This is a genomic window from Streptomyces sp. BBFR51 (assembly GCF_044591655.1).
Lineage (GTDB): Bacteria > Actinomycetota > Actinomycetes > Streptomycetales > Streptomycetaceae > Streptomyces.
The window spans coordinates 123228-144358 of sequence record NZ_CP172448.1 but is presented as its reverse complement, the minus strand read 5'-3'; the positions used below and the strand labels follow the sequence as shown (position 1 = coordinate 144358).

24 protein-coding genes are annotated in these 21131 nt (G+C 71.0%); 15 read left to right on the top strand and 9 right to left on the bottom strand.

Annotation, left to right across the window (positions count from 1 at the left end):
• Positions 1-96 precede the first annotated feature (96 nt).
• From ACGH7X_RS00695 to ACGH7X_RS00680, 4 genes are read left to right on the top strand one after another with little or no spacing between them, the layout of a single operon-like run.
• The gene (locus tag ACGH7X_RS00695; RefSeq protein ID WP_399880252.1) at positions 97-852 is read left to right on the top strand and encodes a methyltransferase; all 756 of its coding nucleotides are present in this window, start codon (positions 97-99) and stop codon (positions 850-852) included.
• The gene (locus ACGH7X_RS00690) at positions 849-1658 is read left to right on the top strand and encodes a Rossmann-like domain-containing protein (RefSeq protein WP_399880249.1); all 810 of its coding nucleotides are present in this window, start codon (positions 849-851) and stop codon (positions 1656-1658) included. The genes ACGH7X_RS00695 and ACGH7X_RS00690 overlap by 4 nt, the downstream gene beginning before the upstream one ends.
• Positions 1655-2713 carry a GHMP kinase gene (locus tag ACGH7X_RS00685; protein ID WP_399880246.1) on the top strand — a complete coding sequence of 353 codons (1059 nt, stop codon included), beginning with the start codon at positions 1655-1657 and terminating at the stop codon, positions 2711-2713. Before ACGH7X_RS00690 ends, ACGH7X_RS00685 begins: the two co-directional genes overlap by 4 nt.
• Positions 2634-3647 carry a pyridoxal-phosphate dependent enzyme gene (locus ACGH7X_RS00680; protein WP_399880243.1) on the top strand — a complete coding sequence of 338 codons (1014 nt, stop codon included), beginning with the start codon at positions 2634-2636 and terminating at the stop codon, positions 3645-3647. Before ACGH7X_RS00685 ends, ACGH7X_RS00680 begins: the two co-directional genes overlap by 80 nt.
• A 50-nt stretch (positions 3648-3697) precedes the next feature.
• Here the strand turns inward: ACGH7X_RS00680 and ACGH7X_RS00675 are convergent, their stop codons facing one another.
• Positions 3698-4141, bottom strand: a complete 444-nt coding sequence (locus ACGH7X_RS00675; protein WP_399880241.1) for a MarR family winged helix-turn-helix transcriptional regulator — start codon at positions 4139-4141, stop codon at positions 3698-3700.
• Positions 4142-4247: 106 nt separating this feature from the next.
• Here ACGH7X_RS00675 and ACGH7X_RS00670 point away from each other — a divergent pair, with 106 nt between their 5' ends.
• The 4 genes from ACGH7X_RS00670 (at position 4248) to ACGH7X_RS00655 (ending at position 7824) form a co-directional block, all read left to right on the top strand.
• Positions 4248-4805 carry a quercetin 2,3-dioxygenase gene (locus ACGH7X_RS00670; protein WP_399880239.1) on the top strand — a complete coding sequence of 186 codons (558 nt, stop codon included), beginning with the start codon at positions 4248-4250 and terminating at the stop codon, positions 4803-4805.
• Positions 4802-5701, top strand: coding sequence for an alpha/beta hydrolase fold domain-containing protein (locus ACGH7X_RS00665; RefSeq protein ID WP_399880236.1), 900 nt, complete (start codon positions 4802-4804; stop codon positions 5699-5701). The genes ACGH7X_RS00670 and ACGH7X_RS00665 overlap by 4 nt, the downstream gene beginning before the upstream one ends.
• 144 nt (positions 5702-5845) lie before the next feature.
• Positions 5846-6403, top strand: a complete 558-nt coding sequence (locus ACGH7X_RS00660) for a dihydrofolate reductase family protein (RefSeq protein WP_399880233.1) — start codon at positions 5846-5848, stop codon at positions 6401-6403.
• A 251-nt stretch (positions 6404-6654) separates the two neighbouring features.
• Positions 6655-7824 carry a hypothetical protein gene (locus ACGH7X_RS00655; protein ID WP_399880230.1) on the top strand — a complete coding sequence of 390 codons (1170 nt, stop codon included), beginning with the start codon at positions 6655-6657 and terminating at the stop codon, positions 7822-7824.
• Between the two features lie 25 nt (positions 7825-7849).
• On the opposite strand, the gene ACGH7X_RS00650 is transcribed toward ACGH7X_RS00655, so the two are convergent.
• The gene (locus tag ACGH7X_RS00650; protein WP_399880227.1) at positions 7850-8233 is read right to left on the bottom strand and encodes an ATP-binding protein; all 384 of its coding nucleotides are present in this window, start codon (positions 8231-8233) and stop codon (positions 7850-7852) included.
• 486 nt (positions 8234-8719) lie between these two features.
• Between ACGH7X_RS00650 and ACGH7X_RS00645 the strand changes: the two genes are divergently transcribed.
• The gene (locus ACGH7X_RS00645; RefSeq protein WP_399880225.1) at positions 8720-9577 is read left to right on the top strand and encodes an aldo/keto reductase; all 858 of its coding nucleotides are present in this window, start codon (positions 8720-8722) and stop codon (positions 9575-9577) included.
• A 32-nt stretch (positions 9578-9609) separates the two neighbouring features.
• On the top strand, positions 9610-10542 hold the full coding sequence (locus ACGH7X_RS00640; protein ID WP_399880222.1) for an aldo/keto reductase family oxidoreductase: 933 nt from the start codon (positions 9610-9612) through the stop codon (positions 10540-10542).
• Between the two features lie 65 nt (positions 10543-10607).
• Here ACGH7X_RS00640 and ACGH7X_RS00635 read toward each other — a convergent pair whose 3' ends face one another.
• Entirely contained in the window at positions 10608-10925 is a 318-nt protein-coding gene (locus ACGH7X_RS00635; protein ID WP_399880219.1) for a hypothetical protein, read from the bottom strand.
• A gap of 95 nt (positions 10926-11020) precedes the next feature.
• On the opposite strand from ACGH7X_RS00635, the gene ACGH7X_RS00630 reads away from it, so the two are divergent.
• Positions 11021-11887 (top strand): LysR family transcriptional regulator, encoded by an 867-nt coding sequence (locus tag ACGH7X_RS00630; protein WP_399880216.1) that lies wholly within the window; start codon positions 11021-11023, stop codon positions 11885-11887.
• Positions 11888-11926: 39 nt separating this feature from the next.
• Here the strand turns inward: ACGH7X_RS00630 and ACGH7X_RS00625 are convergent, their stop codons facing one another.
• Entirely contained in the window at positions 11927-12502 is a 576-nt protein-coding gene (locus ACGH7X_RS00625; RefSeq protein ID WP_399880213.1) for a snapalysin family zinc-dependent metalloprotease, read from the bottom strand.
• Between the two features lie 149 nt (positions 12503-12651).
• Positions 12652-12939, bottom strand: coding sequence for a DUF6355 family natural product biosynthesis protein (locus tag ACGH7X_RS00620; RefSeq protein WP_399880210.1), 288 nt, complete (start codon positions 12937-12939; stop codon positions 12652-12654).
• 291 nt (positions 12940-13230) lie between these two features.
• Here ACGH7X_RS00620 and ACGH7X_RS00615 point away from each other — a divergent pair, with 291 nt between their 5' ends.
• Together ACGH7X_RS00615 and ACGH7X_RS00610 are read left to right on the top strand one after the other, a co-directional pair.
• Positions 13231-14058 carry a MarR family transcriptional regulator gene (locus ACGH7X_RS00615; RefSeq protein WP_399880207.1) on the top strand — a complete coding sequence of 276 codons (828 nt, stop codon included), beginning with the start codon at positions 13231-13233 and terminating at the stop codon, positions 14056-14058.
• Positions 14059-14169: 111 nt separating this feature from the next.
• The gene (locus ACGH7X_RS00610) at positions 14170-15267 is read left to right on the top strand and encodes a MerR family DNA-binding transcriptional regulator (protein ID WP_399896676.1); all 1098 of its coding nucleotides are present in this window, start codon (positions 14170-14172) and stop codon (positions 15265-15267) included.
• 78 nt (positions 15268-15345) lie between these two features.
• Here ACGH7X_RS00610 and ACGH7X_RS00605 read toward each other — a convergent pair whose 3' ends face one another.
• Complete coding sequence (locus ACGH7X_RS00605; protein WP_399880205.1) at positions 15346-16179, bottom strand: enoyl-CoA hydratase/isomerase family protein; 834 nt, start codon at positions 16177-16179, stop codon at positions 15346-15348.
• 106 nt (positions 16180-16285) lie between these two features.
• Here ACGH7X_RS00605 and ACGH7X_RS00600 point away from each other — a divergent pair, with 106 nt between their 5' ends.
• Positions 16286-16681 (top strand): winged helix-turn-helix transcriptional regulator, encoded by a 396-nt coding sequence (locus tag ACGH7X_RS00600; RefSeq protein ID WP_399880202.1) that lies wholly within the window; start codon positions 16286-16288, stop codon positions 16679-16681.
• Positions 16682-16802: 121 nt separating this feature from the next.
• Here ACGH7X_RS00600 and ACGH7X_RS00595 read toward each other — a convergent pair whose 3' ends face one another.
• Positions 16803-17609 (bottom strand): SDR family oxidoreductase, encoded by an 807-nt coding sequence (locus ACGH7X_RS00595; protein ID WP_399880199.1) that lies wholly within the window; start codon positions 17607-17609, stop codon positions 16803-16805.
• Between the two features lie 63 nt (positions 17610-17672).
• Here ACGH7X_RS00595 and ACGH7X_RS00590 point away from each other — a divergent pair, with 63 nt between their 5' ends.
• Positions 17673-18458 carry a helix-turn-helix domain-containing protein gene (locus ACGH7X_RS00590; protein ID WP_399880196.1) on the top strand — a complete coding sequence of 262 codons (786 nt, stop codon included), beginning with the start codon at positions 17673-17675 and terminating at the stop codon, positions 18456-18458.
• Between the two features lie 506 nt (positions 18459-18964).
• On the opposite strand, the gene ACGH7X_RS00585 is transcribed toward ACGH7X_RS00590, so the two are convergent.
• Both ACGH7X_RS00585 and ACGH7X_RS00580 read right to left on the bottom strand, forming a co-directional pair.
• Positions 18965-20491: an amidohydrolase gene (locus ACGH7X_RS00585; protein ID WP_399880193.1), complete on the bottom strand. Its 1527-nt coding sequence runs from the start codon at positions 20489-20491 to the stop codon at positions 18965-18967.
• A complete protein-coding gene (locus tag ACGH7X_RS00580; RefSeq protein ID WP_399880191.1) occupies positions 20488-21123 on the bottom strand; it encodes an FMN-binding negative transcriptional regulator in 636 nt (211 codons plus the stop codon). The genes ACGH7X_RS00585 and ACGH7X_RS00580 overlap by 4 nt, the downstream gene beginning before the upstream one ends.
• Positions 21124-21131: the final 8 nt, after the last annotated feature.

The following is a 21131-nucleotide window of genomic DNA, read 5'->3' as shown; positions in this document are numbered from 1 at the left end:
AGCGCCCGCCCGCTCTTCCCTCCCGGCCAAGGAGGCGAAGGGCCAAGCCGACCCACCCACCTGATGCCTCGTCAACAACAACGGAAGGAACCCCCCATGGACCGCAGGGCGACCGGCCCCGCTCTTCTCGAGCAGTTGCCGCCACCGCTGCCGGCCGACCAGATCGTCGCCCTCAACCAACCCAAGGCGGACCTGCACACCACCCGCTCCTACGAGTGGAACGGATGGACCTTCGACGTCCCGCCCGGGGTGTTCGTACCGGGCTGGACCAGCCGCATGATCCACGAACGGCTGCTCGACGGCCGCATCGAGACCCGCGGCCGGCGCTACGGCGCCATGGGCGTCGGACTCGGCGTCGAAGCCGTGGCCGCGGGTGTCCGGGGCGCCCGGGAGATCCACGCGATCGACGTCCACCCGCAGAGCGTGGCCGTCGCCGCCCGCCACTACGGGCGCCTCGTCGGCGAGCGCCCGGACACCGCCTTCCGCCCCCTGGTGAGTGACGTCTTCGACGCCCTCCCCGGCGAAGTCCAGCTGGATGTCGTCACCTTCAACCCGCCCGCGGTCAGCCAGAGCGTCAGCGACGACCCCGACGTCGTACGCAACGTGTGCGTGGGCGCGCCGCTGCTCGCCAAGTTCTTCGCCCAGGTCGCGGAGAAGGACATCCTCGCCCCCGGCGGCGAGATCCACCTCGTCGCCTCCAACACGGCGGACCTGCGTGCCCTCGTCCAGCACGCCCTCGACCACGGCCTCACTCCCCGGATCGACCATCTCCACGACTGGCAGGACGACGTGCTGACCTTCCTCTTCCGCATCACCCACGACGAGGCGCCCCGCACCGGAGGACGGCGATGAAGAACACCGAGGAACTCCTGGCCGCCGTACTGGCGGGCGAACACGGCACCCGTCCCGCCGACCTGGTGGCGACCAGCGTGTTCTGGGTGCACCACGGCACCCGGCTGGCCGGCGGGAACACCACCTACCTCAACCAGTACGTCCTCGTCCGCCTCGCCGGCTCTTTCGGCGGCTGCGCCTTCGAGGCGGGCGAGGTCCACCCCTCCATATGCCACGACGCCTCCGGCACGCCACTCGACACACTGCTGCGCGAAGCACCCCGCCCGCTCCGGATCGCCGCGCTCGACGCCTACCTCAGTGCGGTACGGCCGCACCGCGAGGCAGCCGAGGCGGAAGCGGTCACCCTGCCCGCCGGAACCCCCGAGACCCGCGCGAAGGCCCGGGACGCCGCCGTCGCCGGGCTCCTGGACATCGAGGCCGGTGCGCGGGTCGGCCTGATCGGGGTGGTCAACCCCCTCGTCGCCGCGATCCGCGAACGCGGCGGCACACCCCTGCTCTGCGACTTCAACCTGCGCACCACCCAGTGGGGCGACCCGGTCGCCGACGACATGCACGAGGTGCTCGAAACGGCCGACGCCGTGGTCGCCACCGGCATGACCCTCAGCAACGGCACTTTCGACACCATCCTGGACCGTTGCCGCGAGCGTGGAGTGCCCCTCGTGGTCTACGCCCAGACCGGCAGCGCCGTGGCGCGCGCGTTCCTCGGCGCGGGCGTGGCCGCCCTGTCCGCAGAGCCGTTCCCCTTCTCCCAGTTCAGCGCGGAAACCACGACGCTGTACCGCTACCGGGTGGCGGCCGACGCATGACGGCTGCCACCCGCCGTCCGGCGCCGCCCGGGCCCGCAACCCGCAAGACGGCGGGCACCGGACACGCCGCCTGTCATCACGGCGAGATCCTGCAAGGCGTCTTCCTGGACGAGCGGCACCGCCCCTGCCACGGACTGGTCACCCTGCCGATGACCGGCCGGGGCAGCACCGCCCGCTTCACACACCTGCCCGGCACATCGCCCGACCGGGTGACGGTGACGCCCGGCGGCCGGACCAAGGCCCGGGCGGCGGCCGTTCTCGCGGCAGGGGAGTGCGCGGAGCGCCGCGGTGAGGAACCGTGCGGCGGGGAGCTGACGCTCACCGGCGACCTTCCTCTCGGGCTCGGTATGGGTTCGTCCACCAGCGACGTCATCGCCACGGTGCGAGCGGTCGCCGACTCGTGGGGCCTGCTCCTGCCGCCGGAGACCATCGCCCGGCTGGCGGTGCGCGCCGAGGGAGCCAGCGACCCCCTGATGCACGGCGCACGTCCGCTGCTCTTCGCACAACGGGAGGGGCGAGTCCTCGAAGCCCTCGGCTCCGCACTGCCGCCGGCGGTGGTCATCGGGTGCGCGGTCGGCGGAGGCGAACCGGTCGACACCCTCTCCCTCCCCGCCCCCGCTCCCGCCCGGGACGACGACCTCACCGCCTACGAGCACCTGCGCCGCATGCTCCGCCGTGCGGTGACCGACGCCGACACCGCTCTGCTCGGCAGGGTGAGCACGGCCAGCGCCCGGCTGCGCCAACGCGTACTGCGCCACGAGGAGTTCCCGGCCCTCACCCGCATCGCCGACAGCGTGGGCGCCGCAGGCGTGCAGATCGCCCACAGCGGCAACGTCGCCGGCATCCTCTTCGACCCCCGTGCCCCCGGTCTGAAGCGCAGGCTGCGCCGCTGCGCACAAGCCCTGGACCGTGAAGGCATCGAACCGACCCGGACCTTCACCACCTTCGCGCCCGCCACCAGCGAGGAGTTCCCCCATGGACGAACACATCTCGGAAGCCGTCGGCCGGCCGGACCTGATACGCCTCGACGACAACCTCCTCTGCCTGCGCTTTGAAACGATGAAGGTCGTCTCCGCCCTGGCCGCCGTACGCCACCTGCTCGACACCGGAGCCGTCCGCCGCGGCGACACCCTCATCGACAGCTCCAGCGGCATCTACGCCTACGCCCTCGCCCTCGCCTGCCACCGCTACGACATGCGCTGCCACATCGTCGGCTCCACCACCGTCGACCACACCCTGCGCACTCAACTCGACGTTCTCGGCGCCCACCTGGAGCAGATGCGGTCCAGCACGGACCTCAAGCTGGACCAGAGCCGCCGGGTCGCCCGTGTCCGGGAGATCCTGCGGGAACATCCCGACTACCACTGGATGCGCCAATACCACGACGACATCCACTACCTCGGCTACGAGAGCGTCGCCGAACGCATCCACGAGGAGACCGGCGCCGGGCCCCTGACCCTCGTCGGCGGCGTGGGCTCAGGGGCCTCCACCGGCGCCCTCGCCCACTACCTGCGCAAGCGCTCCGTCGATGTACAGCTCGTCGGCGTCCAGCCGTACGGGAGTGTCACCTTCGGCAGCGAACACGTGGCCGATCCGGAGATCATCATCGCCGGCATCGGCAGCTCCATTCCCTTCGGCAACGTGCGCCACGACCACTACGACACCGTCCACTGGCTCTCCTTCGGCGCCGCCCTCGCCGGCAGCGTCGACCTGCTGCGCCGGCACGCGGTCTTCGCCGGCCTGTCCACCGGCGCCGCCCATCTCGCCGCCCGCTGGGAACGCCGCGAAGATCCGGGCCGGGCGGCCCTGTTCATCGCCGCCGACACCGGTCACCGCTACGTCGACACCGTCTTCGGCCGCCACCGGGAAGCGGCTCGCATCGAGGACCTGGCCCCCCGTCAGGTGCGCGGCGTGGACGAACTCGCCCTCCCGTGGTCACGTATGACCTGGAACGGCTCACCCGCTCCCGAGGCAGCGGTCCTCCTGTGACCGACCCCGCGCTCTGGCCGTGGCTCTCGAAGGGCTTCGTGGCGGCCGTTTCAGTCCGGGTCGGGGCCGGGCGGCAGGCCCCATGGTGTTTCCAGCGCGCCGCGCAGGGCCTCGACCGTTTCCGGGCCGATCCGCTCGGCGAGCCGTTCTTCCAGCTGTTCGAGGATGGTGCGGGCCCGGCGATGCGCGCGTTCCCCGTCCGGGCTGCGTCTGATCAGCCGTTGCCGGGCGGAGGTGGGGTCGGGGAGCTGCTCGAGTAGTCCGGCGGCGACGAGACCGTGCACGGCCTGGTGCGCGGTCTGCCGGGTGACACCCATGCGCCGGGCCAGCTCGGAGACCGTGGTGCCCTGGTCGTCCAGCACGGCGAAGAGCTGTACCTGCGTGGGGGACACCGGCGTGGCGCCGGCTGCTCCGAGGGCCGCGAGCAGCCCTTCGTCGAACCAGCGGCGTGCCTCGCCGAGCAACTGGGGGAGGTTGCGGGCGGTGGACTGCATCGGTTCCTCACCAGGGGGTCGGGCTCGTGTCCGGCACTTGATTACCGGGATGCTCTCATGTCAGGCTACCTGACATTCTCGTTCGGGACCGAGCCCAGGAGTACGCATGACCATCGAGTACGCCACCCGCTACCGGCAGGCATCACGCATACCCGCGCAACCGGGCAAGCCGTACTTCATCGAGAAGGGGGAGGGAGACCGAGCCCATCTGTTCGGCGACCTGATCACCGTCTACGCGGGTGGGGAGCAGACCGAGAACACCTTCAACTTCTTCACCGTCGAAGGCCCCAAGGGCGACCTCATCCCCGCACACCTGCACACCGACACCCACGAGATCTTCTACATCGCCCAGGGCGCCGTCCGGCTGTTCGTCGAGGACACCGAGGGCGACCAGCAGGAAAAGCTGCTCACCCCGGGCGACTTCGGCTTCGTACCCAAGAACTGCCGGCACGCCTACCGCATGGAGCGCCACCACAGCCAGGTGGTCGGCGTTGCCGCCGGCCCGGGAGGCACCTTCGAGCGGTTCTTCGAAAACCTCGGCGCGCCCGCGGAGGAGTTCGGCCTGCCGCGCGAGCCCGTCGTTCCGGAGCCCCACAAGTTCGCGAGCATCCCCGAGCAGTACGACGTGCGCTTCCTGCCCGACCACCAGTGGCGGACCCGATGACGGCGAGCAAGCCCTCGCTACGGGAGCTGATCGCCGCACCCCACCCCGACCACGCCCCGCTGCCGCCCGGCGCACTCAGCGAGCCCGGCGTACGCGAACTGCGCGGCGTGCCCTACGCCGAGGTCGAAGGCAGCCGTCCGCTGGAACTCGACCTGTGGACGCCCCGAACCCGGAAAGCCGAGTACCTTCCCCTGGTGCTGTTCGTGCACGGCGGCGCCTGGCGACGGGGCCGCCGCGACGACATGGGTCCGCGCACGCGCGGCTGGGTTCCCGGGCCCTTCGCACGCATCGCGGCCGCCGGCTTCGCCGTCGCCTGCGTCGACTACCGTCTCAGCGGCGAAGCCACCTTCCCCGCCCCCCTCGACGATCTACGCGCCGCACTGCGCTGGCTCACCCTGCGCTCCGCGGAACTCCGCATCGACACCGAGCGGACGGTGGTGTGGGGCGAGTCGGCCGGCGGTCACCTCGCCTCACTCCTCGCCCTGACCCACACCGACCCGCCCCTGTCCGGCGCCGTGATCTGGTACGCACCGAGCGACATGACCACCGCGCGCGGCAGCTTCACTCCCGAAGACGCCGCGACACCCGAGGCACTCATGCTCGGCGCGGCTCCCGCAGCCGTTCCGGAGCTGGCCCACACGGCCGGCCCGCTCGCCCACGTTGCCTCCACCGCACCGCCGTTCCTTCTCGCCCACGGCGTCGAAGACACCATGGTGGCCTCCTCGCACAGCCGATCCCTCGCCGCAGCACTGGAGAAGGCCGGGGCGTCGGTCGACCTGTGGGAGGTGCCCGATGCCGACCACGGTTGGCACGGGCTGCCCGACGCCCGGGTGCACGAGGTGTTCACACGCTCGCTCACCTTCGCCCGCCGCCTCGCGGGAATGCCGGTGCAGTAGAAGAAGCCACGGTACGCCGGTGGGGACTGGGCCGCCGCTCATGGGGAACCGGTCGGCCGTCCGGCCGATGAGTTCCGGGTCGTGCGGAGGTCACTGTCTGAAGGACCGCTGACAGACTGACGCGCTCGGACCCGAAGGAGACCCGTGGCAAAGCTCATCTACTCGATGATCACCTCGCTCGACGGCTACGCCGAGGCGGCGGAGGGCGGCCTCGGCACCGGGGCCGACGACCAGGAGGTGCATACCTTCGTCAACGACCTCTTCCGCCCCGTCGGCACGTACCTCTACGGCCGACGGATGTACGAGACGATGGTCTACTGGGAGACCGCGCTCACCGAGCCCGACCAGCCGCCGCACATCCTGCAGTACGCTCGCGACTGGCAGGCCGCGGAGAAGATCGTGTACTCCACGACTCTCGAGTCGGTGTCCAGCGCGAGGACCAGGATCGAGAGGACCTTCGACCCGGACGTGGTGCGCAGGCTCAAGTCCGAGGCCGATCACGACCTCACAGTCGACGGCCCCAACCTCGCGGCCCAGGCGATCGCGGCCGGCCTGGTGGACGAGTACCACCTGTTCATCACCACGAGTGTGGTCGGCGGCGGCAAGCGGTTCTTCCCCGACGGAGTGCGCCTCGATCTTGAGCTGGTCGAAGAACGTGCCTTCGGCAGCGGGTTGATCTACGCGCGCTACCGGACCCGCTGAGCCGGGACGGCAGCGACGGGCCATGGCCGCCCCCGGAGACTCGGAGACCGGCCCGGAGCTGTCAGTGCCCCGTCGTAGTGTGCCGGGCGTGAGGGGTTTCCGGCGATGGGGAGGCAAGGGTGCGTAGGCCCGTATCAGGCGAGGTCCATGTTCACTACAGCCAGATCTATGTCGAGAGCGATCCGGACGGTCTCGGTCCCGGCCTCGCGGAGGCATTCGGCGGTCAGAGCTCCGGGTTGTGCGGAGCGGCGGTGCCAGGTGCGCTGTGGTTGCAGACCGGGTTGCACACGGGCAGTGTCGGCTTCGGCGTCGAGGTGCACGACCAGGCTCCGCCCCTTGACCCGGTGTGGGAGGACGTCGTGGAAGTCTCCTTCCGTCCCGTGTCGGCCGGTGCCGCCCTGATGGAATGGGGAGGAGGGGCCGCGTGGGAGCTCGGGCTGCAAGAGATCGACTATCGGGTGCGGTACTGCGCCCGCGGCATGGACGAGGCGCGCCAACAGGACACGCGGCTGGACGACGAACCGCAAGTGGACTGCTACCTGCTGCAGTTCTGGCCCGCCGAGCCCGCTCCGGCACGCGTCCTGAAACAGATCTCGGCGATCGCCGCGTACTGGCATGACTACGCCCGCAAGCAGCCGGCCCCACCCACACCCGCCGAACGCGCCGAGGCCGAACGCCGGGCCCGCCTCGCACGGGAACGAGCCGAAGAGGAACGCCGGCTGGCCTACGAACGCCGGCAGTGGGGCGGGCAGTTGCCGAGCAAGACCCTGCGCGGTGTCGGCGGCAATGTGCGCGGCCTGCTCGCCTTCGACCCGGCTCTCGTCCACGCCATCGACGCCGCCGGGGCGCGGACCCAGCGTGCGACAGCCATGCTGGCCGCACGTCGTGCCTGCGAGGCGGCCGGTCTCGACCAGCTCGAGTGGACGGCCGCGGGACTCGCTGCCCTGGCCGAGGGCCGCCCGCTACCGCCGCCCCTTGACGACCCGGACCAGGCGTGGCAGGCCCTGGCCGCCGACCTGCAGGTGCCGCGACGGACCGTCGGCCGGCCCGTCCCGCCCAAGCGGCCTCCCTCTGAGCCGGCCACCCGTCACACCGCCCGCCCGCAAAGGCCCCACCCCGCTTCGGCTCCCCGGATCGTCGGCCCGGCGGCGGCCGGGGACAGGCCCGCGAGCCTTCCCTCAGCGCCGACGCCCCAGCCCGGGGACACGACGGGGTACGCCGTGCGGGTCACCCTCGGCGAACCGGACCCCCATCTGCGCATGTCCCAGCCCCACATGGCGCTCCCCGCTCTCCTCGCCGCCGGCACAGCCGACCCGCTCCAGGCGGCGCTGGACGCCGTATACGCGACTGTGGCCACCTACGGGGAGGACTACCGGACTGTCCTGGAAGAAGTCCGATCCCTGTGCCAGGGCGGCCCGTGAACGGGGGGCTCCGCGCGGCGAACGTCTACGTCTGCCCGCCGTCGGACTCAGGTGCGGCGGGTGGGTGAAAGCAGGCGACGATGGTTTTGCCGTAGGGGCAGGGACGGGCTTCCCAGCTGTCCGCAAGGGCGTCGACAAGCAGAATGCCCCGCCCGCCGACGCGTTCGGCGCTCGGGGGCTGCGGGGTCGGCAGGTCGCCGGACGCGTCATGGACAGCGACGTGCAGACAGCGCGTGTCCCACGTCATCACCAGCTGGGCGTTGCTGTGTGCATGGACATGAGCGTTGGTGACCAACTCCGAGACGGTCAGGAGCACCGCGTCGACCGTCTCCGGAGCACTGACCGTCCAACCGAGCGCCCGCAGGCGCTCGCGGGACCACTCCCGTGCCGCTTTCACATCGCTGCTCATCGGGAGGGAGCGCGCCCAGCCCACAGCCCTGACCGATGATTTGTCCACTTGCACATACCTTCCGTGGTCCGGCCTCGTTGAACCGCGTCTACCCCCTCGCGTGGGATTGAGGCGCGCGGCACGATTCGGCATGAGCCCGCGAGTCCGCTCCCGCGCTTGATCGAGGGCCTGCTCGCAGACAGACTGCTCACCATGGGATCAGTGAGCAGGGGGTCCATCAGCGCGTCCGCCGAGACGTGCGCCTGCTGCAAGCACCACAGAGGGTGGATCTACACAGCCGGCTTCTACACCGCGCCTACGCCGACGCGTCCTGAACACCGTCCGCGCTGGTGAGTCCGCGGTAGCGGTGCAGTCCATCCACATCTCGCACTTCTGAATTCCAGAACTCACAGTTGTTGGATTTCTAGATCGGCGATTCCTAGAGTTGAGGACGTGGCGCCGCCCGCCACTGCGTGCTCACGACGACGTCAAGGGAGAGGGAGACCCATGCAGCAGCGCACCATCGGCGACCGGACCGTCTCCGCGATCGGTCTGGGCGGGATGCCGATGTCGATCGAGGGGCGCCCGGACGCGGAGCGTTCGATCGCCACCATCCACGCCGCGCTCGACGCAGGCGTCACCCTCATCGACACGGCCGACGCCTACCATCGCGACGCGAACGAGGCCGGCCACAACGAAGAGCTCATCGCCCGCGCGCTGCGTGAGTACGGCGCGGGCGCCGCCGACGTTCTCGTAGCGACCAAGGGCGGCCACCTGCGTCCCGGCGACGGCACGTGGACGCGCAACGGGGATCCCGCACACCTCAAGCGTGCGGCCAAGGAGTCCGCCCGTCGGCTCGGCGCCGACACCATCGGCCTCTACCAGTTCCACCGCCCCGACCCGGCCGTCCCCTACGCCGACTCGGTCGGTGCGATCCGCGAACTGCTCGACGAGGGCGTCATCCTGATGGCCGGCATTTCGAACGCCGACGTCGCGCAGATCGACGAAGCCCGCGAAGTGCTGGGTGGCCGGCTGGTGTCGGTGCAGAACCAGTTTTCGCCCGCGTTCCGCTCCAGCCAGGGAGAACTCGAGCACTGCGCCAAGCTCGGCATCGCGTTCCTGCCGTGGAGCCCGCTCGGCGGCATCGCGAACGCTAAGGACCTCGCGACGCGTCACGGCGCGTTCCAGCAGGTCGCCGATGAGATCGGCACCAGTGTCCACCGGGTCACGCTCGCGTGGGAGCTCGCGCGCGCGCCCGTCGTCGTCCCGATCCCCGGTGCCTCGCGCCCCGCGAGCATCCGCGACTCCGCCGCCGCGGCCGACCTCGAGCTCACCCCCGACCAGATCGCGCTCCTGTCCGCCTGATCCGTCCGTCCGAGTCACAGCGAAAGAGTCACATGAAGACCTTCACCCTGCCCGGCACCGACATGGTGGTGCCCAACGTCGTCCTCGGCCTGATGCGCATCCAGGACATGACCGATGAGGCGGTCCGCACGCTCGTGAACACGGCGCGCGACGCCGGCATCACATTCCTCGACCACGCGGACGTGTACGGCTCGGACCTCCACGGTTGCGAGCGCCGGTTCGCGGAGGCCCTGAAGCTCAGCTCGTCGGAGCGTGAGCAGTTCGTCATCCAGTCGAAGGCCGGCATCGTCAGGGACGGCCCGTACTTCGACTTCTCCTACGAGCACATCGTCGAATCGGTGAACGGCTCGCTCGAGGCACTCGGCACGGACTACCTCGACATCCTCCTGCTGCACCGTCCCGACGCACTCGTCGAGCCGGAGGAGGTGGCCCGTGCCTTCGACGAGCTGTCGGCCGCGGGCAAGGTGCGTGCCTTCGGGGTCTCCAACCAGACGCCCCGACAACTCGACCTGCTGCGCAAGTACGTGACGCAGCCGATCGTCGCGAACCAGCTGCAACTGTCGATCACACACGCGCCGATGATCGCGCAGGGCATCGCCGCGAACATGCAGGGCCTCGACCAGTCGGTCGTGCGCGACGACGGAATCGTCGACTACTGCCGTCTGCACGACATCACCGTCCAGGCGTGGTCGCCCTTCCAGGCCGGATTCTTCGACGGCCCCTTCCTCGGCTCGGCACGCCACCCCGAGCTGAACGCGGTGATCGACCGGCTGAGCGAGAAGTACGGCGTGCCGGCCGAGGCGATCGCGGTCGCCTGGATCACGCGCCACCCCGCGCGGATGCAGGTCGTGCTCGGCACCACCACGCCCGAGCGCGTCACGGCCGCCGCACTCGGGTCGGAGATCCCGCTCACCCGCGCCGAGTGGTACGAACTGTTCCGCGCCGCCGGCTACACGGTGCCGTAACCGACGTCGACACGGTCGAGCAGCGGTGGGGCTCACAACAGACCGTGCCCCGCTGGGGCGCCGGGTCAGACGAGGGGCTCGTGGTTGACCCAGATCGCCTTGTACGGGCGGCGGGCCTGCCAGCTCTGGATGAACTCGCCGATGCCGGGGAGGGCGAAGGCGATGTCAAGGGCGTCGAGGTCGGCCAGGCCGAACTGGACGACGGCGGAAGCGACGGCCACCGGGGCGTGGTCGTCGCCGGGGACGCGCAGGTGGTGGCGGGCGGCGAAGGACTGGAAGGCGCCGGAGCCCATGGTCAGCTCCTCCAGCCCCTTCAGATACTCGTCGAGCTCACCCGAGGGAATCGGTTCGTCGAAGGCAACGATCATCGTGTGGTGAATCATGCTTCGATTGAACTGGCGATTCTTGACGAAGTCCAAGGCCGGTGGATTCTGAATCCATTCCTTCGAGGAATGGCCCGGGACAGTATCCTGGCGGCATGGCCGAGCTGGAGACCCGTGAACTGGAGTACTTCGCGGCCCTCGCGGAGGAGTTGCACTTCGGCCGGGCGGCGCAGCGGCTGGGGATCGCACAGCCCGCGTTGTCCAAAGCGGTACGGCGGCTGGAGGACCGGCTCGGGGTGACGCTGGTGGAGCGCTCCAGCCGGCACGTCGCCCTCACCCTGGCCGGGGAGGCGCTGCAGTACCACGGCCGGCACGCGTTGCTCGCCGTCGGGGCGGCGGCCGAGAAGGCCCGTCGAGCGGGTGAGCGGGAGACCCGGCTTCGTTTGGTGATCAAGCCCGGCGGTGACGCGGACCTGCTGTCCGGCATCCTGGCCGCCTACTCACGCCTGCCCGACGCTCGCCAGGTGGACATCCTGTTCGGTGGGGCCACCGACCGCGCCGATCACGTGCGCGACGGCCGGGCGGACGTGGCCCTGTTGTACGTGCCGTTCGACGACCTGACCGGCCTGGATCACGAGACCCTCGTGGTCGAGGGCAGGGTGGCGATCCTGCCGCCGGACCACCGGCTCGCGGACCGCAGCGAGGTGACCCTCGCCGACCTGGCCCACGAGACGCTGCCCCGCTGGAAGGGCGTCCAGGGCAACGGGGTGCCCGGTATCGAGCCCGTCGCCGGGTTCGGCCCCGAGGTCGCCGACACCGCTGAACTGACACACATGGTCCTGCTGGGACGAGCGGTCGCGGTGCTGCCGCGGTCGCTGGCCCGGCCACGGCATCCGGGGCTCGTTCATGTTCCGGTGGCCGACGCGCCGCGCAGTGCGCTGGTCCTCGCCTGGGGACAGGAGGACCGGCGGCGACTGGTCGCGGACTTCGTCGCCTCGGCGGTGGAGGCGGCACAGGGCTGAGTCCGTACCGCCACCACTCCCGAGCCAGGCCCTGTCCGGTCAGTCCTCGATGAGGACGGGCACCGGTCCCGCAACCGCCGACGGCGAGCCGGCCGCACCGGCGAAGTTGTCCTCGACCTCCGCCTTCTCCGCCGCGTTCGGGTACGGGTTGGTGCACGAGACGCCCGCACTCGACCCTGACATCAGGCTGGAGCAGGGCCCGGGCTTGCGGTCCGGCAGACCCAGGATGTGACCGAGCTCGTGGGACGAGATGCGCACCGTGTTGTAGCCCTCGTCCACCGCCTCGCGTCCTATCCAGACCGTGCCGTTGCCCAAGGAGGTGGTGAGGGCGCGCGGCCAGCCGTCGTCGGCCAGGATGCGGATATTGGCCCGCTGCCCGGCCGAAGCCGGACGCAGCTCGGCGCCTTCAACGCTCTCGTTCCAGATCGCCGCGCCCCGGTCAACCGCGGACCTGAACTCCGCCGAGCCGCTCGCGTCGTAGGTGAGGACCCGGGCCGCGGCCAAGGAGCCCGCGGCGTCGCCCGGCGGATCCGCGGCCACGGCCTCGCCGCTCAGCAGCGGCAACGACATCAGCAGGGCCGCCGCGAGAGTGCCGGTCAGTGTACGGACGTGCATGTTCGACCTCCTTGTGGGGGAGAGGGGTCGTGCTCATGACATCATCTGTCTCCCTGCCCGACTGGCGCCGCTGTCAATCCGCCGTCCGGGATGCTGTTCGACCGGGGTCGGTGAAGCCGATCGCCGGCTTCACCGACCGGACGTTCAGATCAGCAGGTGCGGCCGGTGTACCAGGAGCCGTCGATGTCGGAGCTGGAACCGATCCAGGTCACGCCGGGTCCCACACACCGTTCGCTGTTCGGTCCCCAGTCGTCGATCTCGATGACGATGTGGGAGCCGTCCGAGGTGCAGTGGTTGTAGTAGGCGTCGGAGGCGGTCTCGAAGGAGCCGCAGGGATTTGCCGCGGCCGGGCCGGCGCTCAGGGTGAGCGCCCCGACGGAGGCGAGAGCAAGAGAGAGGGAACCGAGGACGCTGGTCACGATACGGCGAAGGGGCAAGGAGAGCTCCAAACGGTAGAGGGATCGGCCTCAGAACTGCGAGGTCGTGCCGATCCGTTGTCGATGCGAGGCCCAGATTCACAGCCCCGGGCGGTCGTTTGGAGTACCGGCGGCCTCGTTCACCCGGCGAAACGATTTGCTGTTGCGCCGATCAGTTGATCTCCGCCCGTTCACCGCGCGCCAGGCACCGGGGCGACCCCCGCTACGGCCTACCGGCGACGACCTCCGCGCACGCACGGCAGGGGCGGCCGGCCACGGGGTGTGACCGTGCCCCCGGGCATCATGGAGGCCATGACCCACACCGCTCGCCGCATGTTCGAGCTCCTGGAGCCGATCTGCCTGGTCACCTTCTTCGCCGACGAGTGCAATGAGGAACTGGCCGCGCTCGGTCACCGCACCTACTGGGACGGCTACTTCGCCAGCCGCGCAGCGCCGTTGGGGCGGGTGCCGGCGCAGGTGGTACACGCGGCCTTCTACAACTTCGCCGAGGGGGAGGCCGCGCGGCACATCCCGAGCGCGTGGGAGACGATCCCGCCCGAGGCATCGGTCGCCGCGCGGCAGCGGGGCAGCGCGGCCTCCGTACGGCGGATCCTCGGCGACGAGCTGGCCGACTCCCCGGGCCTGGTGCGCGCCGCCGACCTGCTCACCAAAGCCGCCACGCACGCACCCACGGAGGGCCGGGTGATGTACGCCGGGATGCGCACACTCGCGGTGCCGAGCGACCCGGTCGCCCGGCTGTGGCATTCCGCGACCATGCTGCGCGAGCACCGCGGTGACGGGCACGTCGCCGCTCTCGTCGGCGCGCGCATCGGCGGCACGGAGGCCCACGTACTCGACGCGTTGGCGCAGGGCATCCACCCGCCGGAGTCGTTCGGACGCATTCACCACCTGCCGAAGGAGCGGCTCGCCGCGGTCATGACCGGTTTGCGCGAGCGCGGACTCGTCGACACCGACGGCCGGTTCACGGACGCGGGCCGCGAGCTCAAGCGACGCATCGAAGCCCTCACCGACGAGCTCGCCGCCCCGCCGTACGACGCCTTGTCTCCCGCCGAGCTCGACGAGTTGGCCGCCGCACTCGAACCCGTCACCACGACGCTGGTGGCCGCGGGTTCGAAGTGACGAGCGGCGACCGACGGGACGAGGAGCCTCCGGCCTGCCGTCGTGCGTGAGGGTGTTGACCCTCACGCGGCGTCAGGCCGCATAGTCGGGGCCGTGGAGGATTACTGGACCGTGGGACGCGTGGCGGAGCTGGCCGACGTGAGCGTCCGCACGCTGCATCACTACGACGAGATCGGCCTCGTTCGGCCGTCGGCGCGGACGGCGGCCGGGTACCGGGCCTATTCGGTGAGCGACGTGGAGCGGCTGCGGGAGGTGCTGGCCTACCGGCGGTTGGGCTCCGGGCTGCGGGAGGTGGCGGCACTGGTCGGCGACCCGTCCACCGACGCGGTCGCGCACCTTCGGCGACTGCGCGGCCTGCTGCTGGAGCGGCGTGATCGCGCCGAAGCCATGGTGGCGGCCATTGACAGAGAACTTCAGGTACGGGCGAAGGGGCTGACGGTGACACCGGAGGAGCAACTGGAGGTGCTCGGTGCACGGCTGTACGACGCGATCGGCGGCGCCTACCCCGCGACACGGCGTACTGACCCGCGGATCGCCGCGCGGATCTGGGACGCGTTCGGCGACGCGCAGACGGTGCTGAACGTCGGGGCCGGCACCGGCTCCTACGAGCCTGCTGATCGCGACGTGACCGCGGTGGAGCCTTCGGCGGTCATGCGGGAGCAGCGTCCTGCCGGCTCGGCGCCGTGCGTGGGAGCGGCCGCGGAGAGCCTGCCGTTCGAGGACCGGTCCTTCGAAGTCGCGATGGCGGTCTCCACCGTTCACCACTGGGGGGATCCGATAGCGGGGCTGCGCGAGATGAAGCGAGTGGCCCACCGCGTGGTGGTGCTCACGTTCGACACCGACGAACACGGTTGGCAGGACCGGTTCTGGCTCACCCGCGACTACCTGCCCGAGTTCGCCGCCGTGCTCGCGGAGTTCCCCTCGCTTGCCGGGATGACTGACGCGATCGGCGCCCGCGCCGAGCCGGTACCCGTCCCGTGGGACTGCGCCGACGGCCTGTTCGAAGCGTACTGGCGCCGGCCCGAGGCGTATCTGGAGGATCACGTGCGCCGTGCGATGTCGGTGTGGACGCGCGTCGGACCGGACAGCGAGCAGCGGGCGGTCCGAAACCTCAGAGACGACCTCGACTCCGGCCGGTGGGCCACGCGCAACAGCGACCTCGCCGACCTCGAAGCGGCAGATCTCGGCCTCCGCCTGCTCGTAGCCTGACCCGTCTGGCAGCTTGAGTGTTCGTGGCGGCTCCTGTACGGCCCCCTGGTCCGGCCGGTCGTTGCGGTCAGCCGGCGATCAGTGCGCGACGCCGCGCATCAGCCCCTCGAGGTCGCGTTCGCCGGCCGGTGTTTGCGCCCCGTCCCGCAGCCCCCCGCTGATCAACCGCTGAGCCGTCGGCAGACGGATCTGAGAAGCCCAGGCGTCGTTCTCACGGAGGAGTCCTTCCTTGAAGTCGTCGGCGGGCAGCGCGCGCTTGGCTGCTTCGATGACACCGTCGGGCAGTGCGGCGATGTCGCGAGCGACGCGGTCGACGTACTCGTCAAGCCTGTCGGCCGGCAGGGCCCGGTTGATCCAGCCGTAGGACGCCGCGGTCTCGGCATCGAACAGGTCGGCGGTGAGGACCACCTCCAGCGCGCGGTTGCGGCCCACGCGGTCCCGGAGGTACTGCGTGCCGCCTCCGCCGGGAGTGATTCCCATGAGTGCTTCGATCTGACCGATGCCGGCCGTCTCGGTGGCGGCGAACGCCATGTCCGCGGCGGCTACGAATTCCGCCCCGCCTCCGCGGGCCTTCCCGGCGAGCTTGACGATCGTCACCTGGGGCTGGTGGCGGATGAGCTCGCCGACTGCCTGGAACACGTTGACGTCCTCCGGTGCCGACGCGGCGAGTTCCTGGAGGACGTCCATCCTCTCTCCGATCCGCATGTCCACGTGGGCGAGGAAGAATTCCGGGTCGGCGCTCGAGAAGACGATCACCCGGACCGTCGAGTCGTCCGCGAGTGCGGTCAGCAGGGTGCGCAGCTCGCACATCATCGTCGCGTCGAGCACGTTGACCGGGGGATTGTCGAGGATGATCCGTGCGACGCCGTGTTCGTTGCTCACGCGCAGGGTCGAGTAGACATCGGTTGTCATGGGGGTCTCCGTCGGTTACGGCAAGGCATGTAGGTTTGCGATGCATACCTACCATCGGCGGCGCCCCACGGATCGTCAAGAACGCACTTCGGGAGCACTAGGGATCATGAAGGACACCAACCCGCACGGTGCCGGCACCGAGACACGTCCCGTCGTCTTCCGGGCGGACTGCCCCAGCCGCCCCATCCTCGACCAGATCGCGGACAAGTGGTCGATGATGGTCATGGCGCTGCTTGAGCGGCCCACGCGCTTCAACGAGCTGAAGCGGGGTCTGGAAGGTGTGACGCAGCGCGTCCTCACCCAGACACTGCGTCGTCTGGAGCGCAACGGCATGATTGAGCGCCGCGTACTGCCGACCTCACCCGTCGGCGTCGAGTACTCCCTCACACCGCTGGGCGAGTCTCTGCGCGAGCCGTTCGGACATCTCTACGACTGGACCGTCGAGCACAGCGAAGAGATCCAGAACCGCAGGCGGGCGTACGACAGCAGGACTGGCGCTTGACCGTCTGCACCGTCCCGCTACGCGTCAGGGGATGCGCCCGCCGGCAAGGCTGTACGGCATGGGGAGGGCGGCGAGGCCGGCGACACCGGACGCCACCGAGCGCCCGGCCGCTCCGTGCCGCTCACGCCCGGGACGCGAGGAACCGCCAGTCCTGCCAGGTGTCGAGACGCTTCCGATAGGCCGCCTCGACAACCGGATAGGGGTAGGTACCGAGGAACAGCCGCAGGGGTGGTGCGTCGGTGTCGACGAGTTCGAGGACGACGGCTGCGGTGGCCCGTGGATCCTCGGGGGCACGGGCGGACGCGCCGGCCCGCCGCGCAGCACGGACGGGCTCGTAGGCGGGCAGCGGCTCGGTGTGCGCCGCGGACGCTCCCGCCCAGTCGGTGCCGTAGGGGCCGGGCTCGACGAGGGTGACGTGGATGCCGAGCGGGGCGACCTCCTGGGCGAGGGCCTCGCTCATTCCCTCCAGCGCCCACTTGGAGGCGTTGTACAGCCCGAGCGTGGGGAAGGCGGCAAGGCCACCGAGGCTGGAAACCTGGAGGATGTGGCCGCTGCCCTGGGCACGCAGGTACGGCAGGGCCGCCTGCGTCACCCACAGCGGGCCGAACAGGTTGGTGTCGAGTTGGGCGCGGGCCTGCTCCTCGGTGGTTTCCTCGACCATGCCGAACAGGCCGTAGCCCGCGTTGTTGACGATCACGTCGAGGCGGCCGAAGGTCTCGGCGGCGTGCCGTACCGCGGCGGTCACCGCGGTGCGGTCGGTCACGTCCAGGCGGAGCGGGAGGACGCGGTCCCCGTGGGTGTCGACGAGGGGCCGCAGGGTCTCGGGGTTGCGGGCAGTGGCGGCTACGCGATCGCCGCGGTCGAGAGCGGCTTCGGCCCAGACGCGGCCGAGGCCGCGGGACGCGCCGGTGATGAACCAGGTCTTCATGTCGTCGAGCCTGCGCCTTCCGCGCCTCGGCAGCCAGCACCCCGCGGGGGTTACCCTGCCGGTATGGCGGGCGACAACCTTCTGGGAGACTTCCTCAAGGCCCGGCGCGGACGGGTCACCGCGGCGGACGTGGGAATACCGGCCACCGGGCGGCGCCGGGTGGCCGGGCTGCGCCGGGAGGAGCTGGCCCGTCTCGCGGGTATCAGCGAGCCGTACCTGGTACGGCTCGAACAGGGCGTCGATCGGCACCCTTCACCGCAGGTGCTGCGGTCCCTCGCGCGGGCACTGAAGCTGGACGCCGACGCCTTGGCACACATGCTCGCCCTCGCCGGCCCTGACCTCGTACCGTCGGCGCGCACCGAGGTCGCCGCAGACGTGCTCCGGCTGCTCGACGCGTGGGCGGACCGCCCGGCGTACGTCCGGGACCGGTGCCTGGACGTGCTGGCCGCGAACAAGCGGGCCCGCGCGCTCGCCTCGATGTACGAGCCCGGGCACAACCTGGCCCGGGCGGTCTTCCTGGACCCGGCGTCGCGTCGCCTCTTTCCCGACTGGGAGGAGGTGGCGGCGCAGACCGCAGCCGCCCTGCGCGCAGAAGCGGACCCGCGCGACCCCAGGACTGCCGGCCTGGTCGCCGAGTTGAAGACGGACGAGGAGTTCCACCGTCTGTGGGCGCGTCACGAGGCTAGGCCCGCCCGTGACGAACTCAAGCGCTTCGCGCATCCGGTCGTCGGCGACCTCGCCCTGCGTCGGCAGGCGCTCACCGTCGGCGGCGCGGAGCAGCAGGTGATCATCGTCTACCAGGCGACGGCCGGAAGCCCGTCCGAGGCGGCCCTGGCCCGGCTCTTGTGACGCGCCCGGCTACGGCGGCAGTCACCCGTGGAGCTCGGGTAGCAGGATCGGTCGGCGCACCAAGGACACGTCGGCGACCGTCGAGGGCGCACGGAACTTCGTCGGCCAACGGCGCCACATCTCGTAGGACAGCGTGGTGTACGCCGTACTGGCCGGCGCACGCCACGCGTGCGATGAGTTCCACTCCCCGCGCTTCGAGGCGGTCGTGGACGCGTGGGTGCGCCGGCGGCTGATCCCGGCGAAGGGCACCTCCCGGCCAAGGCCGCCGCGATGGGCCTGCACCTGTTGCCCGGCGGCTCGCTCGTGACGGTGCGGCGGTCCCCGCCGCTCTGCCGATCACGGCCCGTGACGTCGGACTGCCCACCGAGGTGGTGCTTCGGCGAGCGTGCCCCGCTCGCCCATGCCGTGCTGCTCGACGCCGCTGCCGTGCTGATCGCGCCGAGTGCGACGGCGGTGGCGTGCCTCAGCCGCGGACTTCGGCGGCTGACGGGTCGGCGTAACGCCCTTCAGGACGGCGGGTGGGTCCAGGTGCCGCCAAGCATGGTCGCGTGGACCGGCATGGCGCGAAGGGTGGCGGTGTCCGCGGTCAGCGGGTCGGCGTCGGTGACCACCAGGTCCGCGTCGTCGCCGACCCGGATCAGTCGCCGGCCCCGGGACGAGGCGGCGAGGGCGGCCTCCACGGGGATGCGCTGCTCGGGGTGGAACGGCGGACGTTCGTCGTCCGTCCGTTCGACGGCGGAGGCGATGGTCAGCCAGGGGTCGAGCGGGGCGACGGGGGCGTCGGAGCCCAGTTCCAGCACGGCTCCGGCGGCCAGCAGGTCCGCGAAGGCGTAGGCGCGGTGGGTACGGCCCGCCCAGTGCCGCTGCGCGACGTCGCGGTCGTCCACGGCATGGGTGGGCTGGACGCTGACGGTGACCCCCAGCTCGGCGAAGCGCGGGACGTCCTTGGACGCGAGGAGCTGGCCGTGTTCGACCCGGCCCCGGCAGCGCACCGCCTCGAAGGCGTCCAGGGCCATCTCGTTGGCGCGGTCTCCGATCGCGTGCACGGCGGGGACGATGCCGTGCCCCGAGGCGCGGCGCAGCAGCGAGACGAGTTCCTGCGGGGACACCTCCTCCAGCCCGCGTGCACCGGCCGCCTCGGGGTCCCGGTCCGGATACGGGTCGTGGCACAGCGCGGTGCGGGTGTTGAGGGAGCCGTCGGTGAGCAGCTTGAACGGCCCGACCTCCAGCAGACCGCCCGGGACGGACAGTGGTTGGCCGGTGCGCAGGCCGTGGGCGATCGCGCCCTCCAGCTGCGGGAGCCAGATCGAGGCAGCCACCCGCAGCGGGTACGCCCCGGTCCCCTCGGTCATCCGCCGGGTCCAGTCCGTGATGTTGTCCGCGTACTCGAAGTCGACGATGCCGGTGACGCCCCGGGCGGCGGCGGCCGCGCCGGCCTCTCGGACCCACTGGTCCGTCACCCGCGGGGGTACGGCGGTGAGTTCGGCGATGGCCCGCATGCTCTCGCCTTCGAAGAGCAGGCCGGTGGGATGGCCGCCGCGCCCCACCGCGGCGAGCGCGGCCGAGTTGAGCCAGGCGCAGTGGAGATCCATGCTGATCAGCAGGGTCGGACGGTCTGGGACGAGGGCGTCCAGGAGATCTTTGTGCGGGGTGTCCGGCCACAACGCGTCCCGGAAGCCGTAGCCGATCAGCGGCTCGTCGGCCGGCAGGCCGTCGGCCTGCCGGCCGGTGGCGTGTGCCGCGTCCCCGGCCGAACCCGCGGCGGACAGGTCGAGACGGCGGCGCACACCGGCCCACTGGACCATGTGGACGTGGGCGTCCCACAGTCCCGGTAGCAGGGTACGTCCGTCCAGGTCGAGGTCCTGTCCCTCGGCCGGTGGGGCAGTGCCCGCCGGGTGGACGGCCGTGACGAGGCCGCCCTCGACGCGGACATCGCTCAGTGGGCCGCCCGCACCCAGATGGACCCGGCGCAGCGTGACGGGGGGAGCGACGGCCCTCGCGTCGTCGGCCGGCACAGTGGTGGTCGAGGTCACGGCTTCCTCCGTATGTCGCGCATGGCACGGGCGAGTTGGGGATGAGCGTATGGCTGGTCGGACTCGAGGGCCTTCGCCAGGCGTCGCACGACGTCATCGGGTTCGTCCTGGCTGAGTTTCGCCTTGGCCGTCATGGTCGCGGCGGGCAGCCGGAACCCGGTCACCCCCGGGGCGATGCGGTGGGCGTAGTCCTCGACCCGGGCGAGCCGCCAGGGCTCGGGGAAGCGGTCCTCGAAGTGGTCCACGGTGGCGGACAGGACGTCGTAGGTCTCGGCGGGGGCAAGGATCTCGGGCCGGCCGTGGATGTGCAGGACCGTGAAGTTCCAGGTGGGGACGTGCGGTGTCTCCTCGTACCAGACGGGCGAGACGTAGCCGTGCGGTCCCTGGAGCACCACGGCGACGTCGTGGGAACCGAGTTCGTGCTCGAGGGCGTCGGTGCGGGCCAGGTGGCCGAGGAGGGTGAGCGCGCCGGCCGGGTCGTCCCATGCCGCGCGTTCGACGAGTACCGGCAGATGGGAGACGACCAGGCCGCCGTGCTCGGTGTTGCTGATCAGGGTGGCCCAGGGGTGGGCATGGGCGAGCTCACGGATCCACCCGGGATCGTCGACCCGGAAGATCTCCTGTTGCAGCATCTGTTCCG